14 protein-coding genes are annotated in these 12,569 nt (G+C 34.3%); 3 read left to right on the top strand and 11 right to left on the bottom strand.

Features of this window, described 5'->3' with window-relative positions; translation table 11 throughout:
* Positions 1–14 precede the first annotated feature (14 nt).
* From nagA to ACMGE9_RS09365, 6 genes are all read right to left on the bottom strand, one after another.
* The gene (nagA, locus tag ACMGE9_RS09390) at positions 15–1,151 is read right to left on the bottom strand and encodes an N-acetylglucosamine-6-phosphate deacetylase (protein WP_414042514.1); all 1,137 of its coding nucleotides are present in this window, start codon (positions 1,149–1,151) and stop codon (positions 15–17) included.
* A gap of 261 nt (positions 1,152–1,412) precedes the next feature.
* Positions 1,413–2,150, bottom strand: coding sequence for an oxygen-insensitive NADPH nitroreductase (gene nfsA / locus ACMGE9_RS09385; RefSeq protein ID WP_414042513.1), 738 nt, complete (start codon positions 2,148–2,150; stop codon positions 1,413–1,415).
* Between the two features lie 19 nt (positions 2,151–2,169).
* Entirely contained in the window at positions 2,170–2,643 is a 474-nt protein-coding gene (trmL, locus tag ACMGE9_RS09380; RefSeq protein WP_414042512.1) for a tRNA (uridine(34)/cytosine(34)/5-carboxymethylaminomethyluridine(34)-2'-O)-methyltransferase TrmL, read from the bottom strand.
* Positions 2,644–3,768, bottom strand: coding sequence for a tRNA epoxyqueuosine(34) reductase QueG (gene queG / locus ACMGE9_RS09375; protein WP_414042511.1), 1,125 nt, complete (start codon positions 3,766–3,768; stop codon positions 2,644–2,646).
* 93 nt (positions 3,769–3,861) lie between these two features.
* Positions 3,862–4,584, bottom strand: coding sequence for an amino acid ABC transporter ATP-binding protein (locus tag ACMGE9_RS09370; RefSeq protein ID WP_414042510.1), 723 nt, complete (start codon positions 4,582–4,584; stop codon positions 3,862–3,864).
* On the bottom strand, positions 4,577–5,989 hold the full coding sequence (locus ACMGE9_RS09365) for an ABC transporter permease subunit (protein WP_414044484.1): 1,413 nt from the start codon (positions 5,987–5,989) through the stop codon (positions 4,577–4,579). Before ACMGE9_RS09365 ends, ACMGE9_RS09370 begins: the two co-directional genes overlap by 8 nt.
* 198 nt (positions 5,990–6,187) lie before the next feature.
* Here ACMGE9_RS09365 and ACMGE9_RS09360 point away from each other — a divergent pair, with 198 nt between their 5' ends.
* Complete coding sequence (locus ACMGE9_RS09360; RefSeq protein ID WP_414042509.1) at positions 6,188–7,342, top strand: aminotransferase class I/II-fold pyridoxal phosphate-dependent enzyme; 1,155 nt, start codon at positions 6,188–6,190, stop codon at positions 7,340–7,342.
* A gap of 235 nt (positions 7,343–7,577) precedes the next feature.
* On the opposite strand, the gene ACMGE9_RS09355 is transcribed toward ACMGE9_RS09360, so the two are convergent.
* The gene (locus tag ACMGE9_RS09355; RefSeq protein ID WP_414042508.1) at positions 7,578–8,624 is read right to left on the bottom strand and encodes a PTS transporter subunit IIC; all 1,047 of its coding nucleotides are present in this window, start codon (positions 8,622–8,624) and stop codon (positions 7,578–7,580) included.
* 155 nt (positions 8,625–8,779) lie between these two features.
* Between ACMGE9_RS09355 and ACMGE9_RS09350 the strand changes: the two genes are divergently transcribed.
* On the top strand, positions 8,780–9,334 hold the full coding sequence (locus ACMGE9_RS09350) for an ATP-dependent Clp protease proteolytic subunit (RefSeq protein WP_414042507.1): 555 nt from the start codon (positions 8,780–8,782) through the stop codon (positions 9,332–9,334).
* 44 nt (positions 9,335–9,378) lie between these two features.
* Here ACMGE9_RS09350 and ACMGE9_RS09345 read toward each other — a convergent pair whose 3' ends face one another.
* The 3 genes from ACMGE9_RS09345 to ACMGE9_RS09335 all read right to left on the bottom strand — a co-directional run bounded on the left by ACMGE9_RS09345 (position 9,379) and on the right by ACMGE9_RS09335 (position 11,175).
* The gene (locus ACMGE9_RS09345) at positions 9,379–10,191 is read right to left on the bottom strand and encodes an aminoglycoside phosphotransferase family protein (RefSeq protein WP_414042506.1); all 813 of its coding nucleotides are present in this window, start codon (positions 10,189–10,191) and stop codon (positions 9,379–9,381) included.
* Positions 10,191–10,598, bottom strand: coding sequence for a cupin domain-containing protein (locus tag ACMGE9_RS09340; RefSeq protein WP_414042505.1), 408 nt, complete (start codon positions 10,596–10,598; stop codon positions 10,191–10,193). The genes ACMGE9_RS09345 and ACMGE9_RS09340 overlap by 1 nt, the downstream gene beginning before the upstream one ends.
* Positions 10,599–10,683: 85 nt before the next feature.
* A complete protein-coding gene (locus ACMGE9_RS09335) occupies positions 10,684–11,175 on the bottom strand; it encodes a hypothetical protein (protein ID WP_414042504.1) in 492 nt (163 codons plus the stop codon).
* 142 nt (positions 11,176–11,317) lie between these two features.
* Here ACMGE9_RS09335 and ACMGE9_RS09330 point away from each other — a divergent pair, with 142 nt between their 5' ends.
* Positions 11,318–11,692 (top strand): YkvA family protein, encoded by a 375-nt coding sequence (locus ACMGE9_RS09330; RefSeq protein WP_414042503.1) that lies wholly within the window; start codon positions 11,318–11,320, stop codon positions 11,690–11,692.
* A 1-nt stretch (position 11,693) separates the two neighbouring features.
* Here the strand turns inward: ACMGE9_RS09330 and ACMGE9_RS09325 are convergent, their stop codons facing one another.
* Complete coding sequence (locus ACMGE9_RS09325; RefSeq protein ID WP_414042502.1) at positions 11,694–12,509, bottom strand: alpha/beta fold hydrolase; 816 nt, start codon at positions 12,507–12,509, stop codon at positions 11,694–11,696.
* Between the last annotated feature and the right edge of the window lie 60 nt (positions 12,510–12,569).

The raw sequence follows: 12,569 nt of genomic DNA, 5'->3' as shown, positions 1-12,569 counted from the left end.
CTCCTAAGAATAATCTATTCTTCTCTATTATATATGCTATACCCTCTTTTGACAGTAGATAACACATTAAATTCAACATCTAATAAAACTAAATCTGCTTGCTTTCCTATTTTTATACTTCCAATACGGTCATCAACGCCTAATGCGACAGCTTGATTATAACTCATCACACGCCATGCGTTCTCTAAAGATTCGTCAGTAAACGCTATAAAATTCTTAAGCCCATCATTCATTTTTAACACACTACCAGCTAGAGTACCATCATCCAAACGCGCTTCATTTCCCACAACATTTACTTTTTGACCCCCTAATTCACTCTCACCATCCCCTAAACCCTTCGCACGCATTGCGTCTGTAATAACCATAAATTTATCTCTACCTTTTAAACGATAAGCTATTTTTACTGCGGCTGGATGAGAATGGACGCCATCAACAATACATTCAGTATTTAATCCATCATTTAACCATGCTGCGGCAAAAGCACCTGGTTCACGATGCGTGAACCCTGTCGCAGCATTATATAAATGTGTTATATGACGTAATCCATGTTCTACTGCCTTATTCATTTCATCAAATGAAGCAATAGTGTGCCCTGCCGAAAATATAATATGATTGAAATGCGCAATCGCTTCACTTGCACCTTCTACTTCAGGAGCAATCGTTATAATTTTTATTTGTTGTTTAGCAGCGTCTGAGAACGAATTAATCATATCTATAGTTGGTCTGATAACGAACTGTGGATCTTGTGCACCAACTTTAAATTCAGATATAAATGGTCCTTCTAAATGCACACCTAGAATCTCAGCGCCTTTACTTTCAAATGACGCAATATTTTCAAGCGCTAGCTTTATACGTGGTATTGATTCCGTCATCGTAGTCGGTAAAAATGATGTTGTTCCTTCAATTAATATACCTTTTGTTAGTTTGTCTAAAGATTCATGAGTTGCATCCATACTATCAGCACCGTAGCCGCCATGAATGTGAATGTCAATAAACCCTGGGAGAAGGATATTTCCTCGCGCGTCTATTATATCTGCCTCACCTTTATATGTTCCTTCATTAATCTCAACAATTGTTTCATCAAACACGATATAGCCGTTATCTATGACCTTATCTTCTGTATATATTTTTGCATTTATTATTGCTTTCATCCAATCAATCCTTTTTTGTTGTTTTAAAACTTTATTGAATAGGTTATAATATGATTATTAAGTTAATCAGGGGGATTACCAATGAATACATTATTAATCGGTATGGTATGTATCGCTTTCCTTACAGCTATTTTAACTGCTGGCAAAGAATCTAGCTACGGTGTTAAGGAAGAAGATTTAAATAAGTAGTTCTTATTAACAATAAAATCCGAAGACTGTTCATCTTTTGAATGTGGTCTTCGGATTTTTATTATTATCATTTTATTGTTTTAAAAACCCTTGTTGTTTTAAGACACTATCAACTTCTAATCGCGCTTTTTGAGAAAGCATACCGATAACCTGCTCGCTCCATCGATCACTTCTAGCACCATTTGTGCGTAATCGATAATATGCTGCTGTACGTGTATCATAATCTGCGTAATTTGAATAATCAAAAGCTTTATAACCGTTCTCATGATATATCACTTCAACAGGCAGCCTTTCTTTCTGACTGCCTTCATTTTCTGGCACACCAACAACCATCCCAAATAATGGGTATGTATACTCTGGTAAATTTAATATCTCAATGACATGTTGCATATTATTACGAAGAGAACCAATAAAGCAAATACCTAGCCCCATACTTTCAGCTGCAATCGCCATATTTTGACTCGCTAAACTTGCATCCACTGTTCCAACGAGTAATGATTCTGTCGTCCCAAAATAATCTTCTACAGATTGGTTTAAATGCTCACCTAATGCGTAATGACGATTATAATCCACCACAAACACAAACAAGTGGCCATTATGCTCAACATAGGGTTGACCACTGATTTCACGTAATTGCTTCTTTTTCTCTAAATCTGTTACACCGATAATTGAGTATGATTGAACATAACTAGACGTTGATGCACTTTGAGCGGCACGAACGAGTAATTCGATAGTATCTTCTGATAATGCTTCATCTTTAAATTTACGAATTGAACGGTGACTTTGTAACAACTGAATGATTTCGTTCATTGGTAACCCTCCTTAATTTTTAACTTAATCCAGGATAGTTTTGTTGGCGTAATGCTTCATAAATAAGAATCGCTGCTGTATTCGATAAGTTTAAAGAACGCACATTGTCGTTCATTGGAATACGTAATGCTGTATCCATGTATTTTTCTTTAACCCAGTCTGGTAATCCTGTTGTTTCACGACCGAAAATGAAATAATGTTTTTCATTCGTATTACTGTAATCAAATGTGGTATGCGGTTTTGTACCAAATTTCGTTAATAAGTAATAATGACCTTTATTTTTTTCAAAGAATTCTTCGATGCTATCATAGTATGTAATATTGACGAATTGCCAATAATCTAACCCTGCACGACGTAACATTTTATCGTCTGTTGAGAAACCTAATGGACGAATTAAATGAAGGTGTGTATCCGTTGCTGCACAACTTCTTGCGATATTCCCTGTATTAGCTGGTATTTCCGGTTGGTATAACACTACATTAATTGATGACATTTACTTTTCCACGCTTTCTATGCTTTTTAATATTTCTATTTTAACATCTTTATCCGTTTCTTTATCGTATCTTGCATTTAAATAATCTATTTCATGACGACTGATTTGCCCAATAGCCCAATAAGCGGTTCCTTTAATTTCTGGTCGCGGATCATTTTCTGCGACGTCTTTAAGTTCAGGTATTGCTTCTACTTCTTTAAAATGCGCAAGTGCGAGGATTGCATTACGTTGAATCGGTTTCTTTCCACGCCATGTTCCGGCCAAATGGCCAAATTCGTTTTTAAATTCACGATTTGTCATTTTTAATAATGGGACGAGAAGTGGTTTTAATTTTTCAGGTTCTAAATCTATATCATCTTGCATCGTATTAATGCCACGGTTTTTCGGGCACACCTGTTGACACGTATCACAACCATATAAACGATTGCCAATTTTAGCGCGGTATTCATCTGGCATAAAGCCTTTCGTTTGCGTTAAAAAACTAATACATTTATTCGAATCGAGTTGTCCATTACCCAACAAAGCACCTGTTGGACATCGGTCAATACAAATCGTGCAGTCCAGACAAGAATCAATGACAGGATGATCAGGTTCAAATGGAATAGACACAAGTATTTCCCCAAGATATGTCCATGTCCCTAAATCTTTATTTAAGATAAAGCCATTTTTCGCTGCATATCCAAGTCCGGCACGCTCTGCAACCGCACGATCACTGAGCACACCGGTATCGACCATATTCATTGTTTCAACATCAGGCATCCGTTCTTTAATAAATGCAACGAGCAGCTCTAAACGTTTATTTAATAATGTGTGATAATCTATCCCCCAAGACGCACGTGCAAATATACCACGTCGGGCACCACGCAAACTTTTCGGTGCATTCGGTAATTTATTCGGGTAACCTACAGCAATCGCGATAATAGATTGAGCTGAAGGTAATGAAACTTTCGGATTAATACGCTCTTCAATCGATCCTTTTTCAAAGCCTGAGTCGTAATTATTAGCGTAATACGCTTCTAATTTTGGGCGTAGCGATTCAAAAGGTTCAGCCGTCGTAAAACCAATAGCATCGATTCCAATTGTTTTACTGTATTCTATAACCTCTTGCTTTAGCTTTTGATACATCACTACACCTCCTTGATATTTAAGAATACTATTTTAACATAAAAAGAGCGTATATAAGACAAATAATTTTGTCCGCTATACGCTTTTCTATAATTAAAGAACTTTTGATAAAAATGCTTTCGCACGTTCATTTTGAGGGTTATTAAAAAATTCATCTGGTGCGCCAATTTCCTGAACGACACCTTTATCCATAAATATTACGCGATCTGCTACTTCTTTTGCAAACCCCATCTCATGCGTGACAACAACCATTGTCATTCCTTCTTCAGCAAGTTTCTTCATAACTGCCAATACATCACCTACAACTTCTGGATCTAGTGCAGATGTTGGTTCATCGAATAGAATAACATCAGGATCCATTGCCAGTGCACGCGCTATCGCAACACGTTGTTTCTGTCCACCTGATAATTGCGATGGATAATTATTCGCTTTATCTGATAAACCAACTTTGTTAAGTAATTCTAATGCTTTCATTTCTAGTTTATCTTTGCTTCCCTTACCTAATAATGAAGGGGCTAACATTAAATTTTCTTTTGCTGTCTTATGCGGAAATAAGTTGAAACTTTGAAACACCATGCCCATCTTTTGTCGTAGTATATTAATATCTGTTCCTTTAGCGGTTAATGTATTGCCTTCAAATATTATCTCACCACTTGTGGGTGTTTCAAGTAAGTTTAAACATCTCAGTAATGTTGATTTCCCACTACCTGATGGACCAATAATTGCAACAACTTCACCTTCAGTAACATCTAAATCAATACCTTTTAATACTTCAACTTTACCAAAATTTTTGTGTAAATCATTCACTTTAATCACTAACTCTCATTCTCCTTTCGAATACATTCATTACTCGACTTAATGCGAATGTAAGGATAAAGTATACAATCGCAGCAATCAACAGTGGCGTAAATGGATCAAATGATGCACCTTGTACGACTTGCGCATTAAACATCAATTCAGAAACCCCAATAACTGATACGATTGAAGACTCTTTAATAACGGTAACAAACTCGTTCCCTAAAGCTGGTAATATATTTTTAATCGCTTGAGGCATTACAACTTTATTCATCGTTTGTCCCTGGCTTAATCCAAGAGAACGAGCTGCTTCTGATTGACCTTTATCAACTGCATTAATACCCGCACGGATAATTTCTGCAATATAAGCTGCACAATTAATCACGAGTGCAATCGCACCACAAATAAATGCTGATAAATCGATGCCAAGAACTGCTGTCGTTCCAAAATAAACTAAGAATACTTGAACAAGTAATGGTGTACCTCTTATAAATTCTATATATATCCATGAGATTGATTTAAGTATAAGATTTTTGCTTAGTTTCATAAATGCCAGAATCCCACCAAAGATTGAACCTAGCACGACACCAATTAATGAAATAAGAATCGTTGCACCAATCCCTTGAATGAAGAAAGTACCATATTTACTAAAGAATGATCCTTCATCAAACATCGCTTTATTGGCTTTATCTTTATAATCTTGCAGTAATCCTTGATCTTCAATATCTTTAATCGTTTTGTTTAATGCATCTAATAGCTTCGGTGAATCTTTAGGTAACGCAATCGCCGTCCCTTTATTTGCATCTGCAAATTTCATATCTGAAAATGCTAAACTCGTATTTTGAGATAGATATGCTTCTGCAACTGGCCCTTCTAATACCACCCCATCAATTTTACCTGTGTTAAGTGACATGATAATCTCAGGTACACGCGTGAGTGATGTGACATTAGCATCTGGAATTTCTTTTTTAGCTAGTTCTTCTTGCGTCGTTTGTTTTTGAACTCCGATATTCTTACCTTTAAAATCTTCAATACTACTTAGTTTCTTTTTATCTTTCTTTTGTATAATCATACGTTGTTGAACATGCATATAATAATCCGAAAAATCGACTTCTTTTTTACGCTCAGGCGTTGGGCTCATTCCTGAAATAATAACATCGATTTTTCCTGTTTTCAGTGCTCCAAGCAAACTGTCAAATTGCATATTGACAATTTTTAATTCAACACCTAAATCTTTAGCAATTTTTTTAGAGAGTTCGATATCAATACCAGCATACTCTCGCTTACCATTAACCGTTTTTTCAAATTCATATGGTGCATAATCTGCTGATAAACCGACTCGTAATACACCATTCTTTTTCACTGTATCAAATTGATCACTTTTGGCTTCAGCAGTGTGTGGAATTAATGAATACATTAATAACATTATTAATATATATTTTCCTATCGTTTTAACAGACAATATCTTCCCCTCCTTTGAGATAAATATTATTATACATAATTACGTATAAGTATACAATACAGAATATTGTTTTTTTTCTGTATTGTGTGATATCCTTTTGCTAATTAACGTGATATAGCGTATAATCATCAACAAAAATGTCAGGAAGAGAAGTGAATAAACATGCCACAGTTAAATCAATTTATTAATGAAGTGACGATACCAGGAACAAGAGAATTCGCAAACAAAGCGTCGGGTTTAGAAGATTGTATTGATCTGACTTTAGGACAATCTGATTTTTTAGCACCAGAGAAAGTTAAACAAGCGATGATTACTGCTATTGAAAATAACCAACTTCGATATACACATAACAGAGGGTTAATTGAATTAAGGGCGTCTATAAGTAAAGTAATTTCAAAAAAATTTAACGCTAACTATGATGCTGAAACTGAAATTGTAGTAACGAATGGTGGTTCCGAAGCGATTGATGATGTGTTTAGAACAATCATCAATCCAGGAGATGAAGTAATATTACCGTCACCTTGTTATTTAGGTTATGAACCAATTATTAAATTACTTGGCGCAAAAGTCATACTCGTTGATACAACTAAAACGCATTTAGTACCAACACCTGAAGCAATTAAAGCAGCAATTACCCCAAAGACAAAAGCAGTATTATTTAATTATCCAACGAACCCAACCGGTAAAACACTTACCCGCGACCAAATTAAAGGTTTAGTTGCTATGTTAAAAGATGAAGATATATTTATCGTGACAGACGAAATTTACAGTGAAAACGTGTATGATACACCGCATCATTCATTCTTAGAGTTTCCTGAAGTACGTCATCAATTATTTGTTATAAACGGATTATCGAAATCTCATGCTATCACCGGTGCACGTATCGGCTATGTGGTATCAACAGCTGAACTTATTAATCACGTAACATCTGTCCATCTATATAACTCGATTTGTGTTGCAACACCAAGTCAATTTGGGGCTATCGAAGCGTTTAAAGATACAGAAACAGTGAAAGTAATGAATCAAGCTTATATTGAAAGACGTGATTATCTATATGATAAATTAACAAAGTTAGGTTTACCTGTTGAAAAACCACAAGGTGCATTCTATATCTTTCCAAACATATCAGCATATAATAAAAACTCTTATCAATTTGCCACAGATTTATTGGAACAAGAAAGACTCGCAGTTGTGCCAGGAAGTGCTTTCTCTAAATATGGTGAAGGTCATATAAGATTATCATTTGCTTCTAGTATGGAAGAGATTAAAGAAGCAATGGTAAGACTTGAACGTTTTATTATCAATTATCAACAGTAAAATAAAGCGCTTGAAACAAAAATATTAATTATCTTCTCATTAAGAGCCTAAACTGCGCAACAGAAGTTACCAATACGACAAAAACCGAACGATCTTTAAATCACAAATGTAGTGCACCCCAAAAGTTAGACCTAAAATCTAACTTTTGGGGTGCACTTCACTTCAGCGATTTAATAGTTTCGTTCGGTTTTTAATTGTGGCAGAACATTTCTGTCCCAGTTACTTTATGCATCAATTACTGTTCTGCTTTATATAAATATATTTCGTCATTATAACGTGGTAACACTTTTTTTAATATTTGATGTGTTCCAAAAGCAATTGGTAATGGAATGACAACGTAAGCCAATAATAAGCTGATCACATTTTGGGTGAAACTGCCTTCCATAAACTTAAGTGCATTTATTGGACCCACCAATCCAGTATAACCAAAACCTGCTGACATTGGTGTTCCTTGTACATGAAAGAAGTATGCACATAAACCTGCGACTAAACCGTTAATCAGTAATGCTACAATAATGATCGGATGTTTGAAGTAAACAGGCATCATCATTTTTGCGGCACCAATTATTAATGTTGTAACAGTCCCTTTATCGTTCACACGTAAAGAACCAAAAATAAAAGTATAACAACAAGCTACAATCCCCAGGTTTGCAGCGCCACTGCCTAATCCTGATAAACTAATAACCGTTGCAATTGCAACAAGCGAAATTGGTGTTGCCATTAATATACTAAAACTCATCGCAATTAATATGCACATTAACAAAGGATTTAAGGTAGTGAAATGCTGAATTAATTGACCAATTGCACCAGTAAATTGTTTAACGAAAGGTAATGATAATGAACCTATAAACCCTGGCAGTATACCAGCTATTAACGGTAAGAAGACTATATTTAAACTGCCCATTTTATTACCTAATATCGTAAGTAAGAATGCACTGATTGCAATCGTAAACATCATATTAATAATGTCACCGATACCTACAAACATAAATCCTTTACCATTAAATTGAACTGCACCTGAACCTAACACAGATGCACCAGATAGAATTGCAGTCTGTAATCCGTTAAATTTGAATTGTTGACTGATTGTGATCCCTGCTAATGCACTTAAACAAAATTGGAATATAATCAATAATTGCCCTAAATTTGTGAATATTGAGTGATATTGTGCTAAATATTTAAATAATTCACCTAACATCGCGTTTGGTACTAAAGCAACTACAATCCCTGCTGCCATACCATTTAAAATATTCGAAAAAAACTGTTTTGCATTGAATTTCATATGTTCACCTTTCCTTTTGAAGTCATTGTTTTACTCATCATAACAGAATTTTTATAAATATATAGAGTAATTATCAAATTATATTAAACCATATTTTTTGACTTAAATTGACCAAAGCAATAAAATGAAATAAATAAGCTTATAGGAGGCACATTATGACAAATGAAAACAAAGATATTATGTTAGAGAAAATGATAGAATCACGTACAATTCTTATTTCTGGTGGTATCGATGATAAATCAGCGAAAGAAGTTGTCAATCAATTATTATTATTAGATTCAATTAACCACGAACCTATCAAATTAATTATTTCTTCTCCTGGTGGACATGTTGATTCAGGATATTTAATTCATGACATGATTAATTTTATCGAATCAGAAGTCAAAATTATCGGGGCTGGATGGGTAGTAAGTGCTGGCGTACTGATTTACTTATCTGGTAAGAAGGAAAATCGCTATGCATTACCAAATACACGTTTCATGATTCACCAACCTAGTGGTGGTACACAAGGACAAGCGTCAAACATGGAAATCACTGCAAAAGAAATTATCCGTACACGTCAAAAGTTAAATGAATTAATCGCACGTGAAACTGGTAAACCGCTAGAAGAAGTTGAACAACATACTGGCCGTGATTATTGGTTAAGCACGCAAGAAGCTTTAGATTACGGAATTGTTAATAAAATCATCACAAATCAAAATGAAATCTAATTTTATAAAAAATGCAACTCACTGATTCAATGAGTTGCATTTTTTTAATACATCTTGTTCATTATGTTAATATAGGAATCTGTATCTTCTGGATGATGTCTTGTACTCGTTGAGATGCGTAATGCGAGTATCGCTTGAGCATAAACTTTAAAGTCATCAAATGACATGACAGCATATTTTTGATAATGACGGTAATACGCTTTAAATGTATCATTATTAATATCCATCGGACTAGAAAAATATAAAAATAGTAATTCATACAAAATCAAGTTTTGCATCGGTGTTGGATCAATGACGCGTATCGTTCCATCATGTAACATCATATTATGATACCCAAAATCACCATGCACATACGTTGGTATTTCTTCAGGTAATGCAGTTGAATGTAACGTTTCTAACAATAAATCAATATCGATATAATCACTTAGAATTAAACGTTGTAATTCAAGCTCATCCTTTAAGAATATTTTAAAGTCATCTTTCAAATCACTTAAATAACCGATTTCTTGACCACAATGATCATACTGCTTCATGAAGGCTATTGATTGTAATAATTTCATCTTACTATAGTCTTTCGACAACATCTCTCCAGCAAGCCATTCCATTAATATAAACGTTCTATCATCTGTACTAATCACATTTGGAAAAGCTGCAAGATGAGCATACCGCTTCAAAAATGCTACTTCAGATTGGATTATTTTCTCTTCGTTTAACTTTAAAATAAATTTTTTACTATAATCATCAATAAAGAAAACTGTGCTTGAAGTACCACTCGTAATTTCAGTAACGATGCACTGTCCACTAAAATAATGTCTATCCTGTAACGTCTGAATAATGCTTTTCGGATGCGCTAACATTATAGATTGTTATACCATTCATCTTCCACAGGCTCTAACCATTCAGGTCTTCCTGCAGTAATCGCAATATGTTCAAACCAGCTGTCTTTTGTAGCACCATGCCAATGTTTAATACCATCATGCGTTACAATGACATCCCCTGCTTTTAATAATTGCGCTGCTTTACCGTCTTCTTGATACCAACCTTCTCCACCTGTTACAAGTAAGATTTGGAAGCCTTCATGGTGGATATGCCAGTTATTACGACAAGCTGGTTCAAATGTCACGTTCCCAACATTTACATTGACGTTTTCATTATTTACGAGTAAATTTAAATAGCTTTGTCCAATGAAGTACTGACTAAATGCTTCGTTCTTCTCTCCTACAGGAAAAATCACACCGTTTTTTACATCTTCATGTTTTACCATATTATCACTCCTCGAAATTAGTATCTCTATTATAACGCAAGTTATATTATTCAATAAAAATAATGCACCCTATATGATGGATGCATTATATATAAGACATTAAATACGCATTCGCTTCTTCTCTCGACTTGAATATTATTGCTACTTTTTCAGGATATTTCGATATTAAATCAAGAACTACTGGTCGATTCTTATGCTTATAGTTCATAATAAAATCGATAAATTCAGGATCTGTCTCTTCTGTTTCAACCCAAGGCATATCAACACGTTCTATACCTTTGCGAGCTTCAATACCCGCTAAACAATCACGCGTTGGAATATCTAGAAAGAATACAGTGTCGCACGCTTTAAAACGCATTTCTAATGTAGAACCATAATTGCCATCTATAATCCAGCTTTCTTTTTGTATTGCCGCTTCTAATCGATTTAAAAACACATCACCCTCTACAACAGTTTTATCCGCATTCCAATTCAGTATATCTAAATGTACAACTTCTATATTCAGCATTTCACCTAAGCGTCTTGAAAAAGTGCTTTTTCCACTACCTGGACAACCGATTACAATTATTTTACGCATATAGTTTACCTCGTTAATTTTGTCATCCTCTTTTACTATATTTTAACACAATTATAAATTAGAATAATTCCGTATTATTACTAATCAGTGAAGCCATAATTTAATATGTGATATGATGCTATTAATAAAGCGAGGTATTGTAATGGACTTAAAAACACGTGCCAAAAAACTCAAAATAGATGTACCCGCAATATTTATTGCTTTGAGTAAAAAAGAAACGCCAATACTCGCTAAGGTTTTGGCATTGATAACAATCATTTATGCATTATCACCGATAGATTTAATACCTGACTTCATACCAGTGCTAGGTTATTTAGATGATATTTTACTGTTACCATTTTTCATCGCACTTACAATTAAACTCATACCTGATGAAGTGTTTACTCAATGTATTGAAGAAGCAAAGACCCTTACAACACGTGATTTAAAACGTTGGTACTTTGCGTTGCCTATTCTATTATTTTGGATTATCACTTTATACTATCTGTATATTATCATTGTCAATTATATCAACTAAGCTATAAATGATCACACAATGAAACAAACTCGGTTGCTAATCGACGTACTTCATCATAAGCATCTATCATAGGATTGTGACCTGTATTGGTTAAAATTACAGTTTTAATATGATTACTTGGCTCAAAGAAACGAATTTGGTCCTTGTAACCTACAACGTTATCATACTGCCCTAGTAAGACATAAACTTGCGTAGATGCATGAATTTGAATATTATCCTCACATCTAAACTGGTAAAATTTATTATCCTGACGGCGCAAGTTCTTCATAAATTGATTATTCGCACGTTTTATCCCTGGCACCATTAATCGTCTGAATAATTCCCACGTTTCTTGATTGATACGTACCGTCATACTTAAAAAATCTTTATAATAATCTTTATCTTCCGTCACTTCAAATTTTTCATCAATTTGACGATTTAACTTTTCAATCGTTCTTAAATGCTTCTGACCTTCTACAACTGGACAAGTGATAAAACTCGCTTTCACTTGCTCTTGTAATCGATCCATGACACCAAGACACATATAACTACCGTAAGAATGACCTATGAGTATAAATTTATCTTCTCCCGTCATTTCTTTGATAAAGTCTAAGACTACATCTAGAATATCGTTCGTACTATTTAACCCTAAATCTGCTTCAGATTCACCCATACCTGGAATGTCTAAATAAATGCGCTTATAGTTATAAAATATATCATCATATAGTTCGAAATGACTCGTCAAATCTACACCATTGCCGTGAAAAAAATAAGCTGGATTTCCTTCACCTTCTATTTTGTAATTTAGTGTTATTCCGTTAATATCAATCGTTGTCATAAGAATGCTCTTTTCATTATTATTTTGTTCATTTATTTTACCCTAGATTCAATATAATTG

The sequence above is a fragment of the Macrococcus animalis genome, from assembly GCF_047425875.1.
Classification (GTDB): Bacteria; Bacillota; Bacilli; order Staphylococcales; family Staphylococcaceae; genus Macrococcoides; species Macrococcoides animalis.
This window is presented reverse-complemented; position numbering and strand designations above follow the sequence as displayed.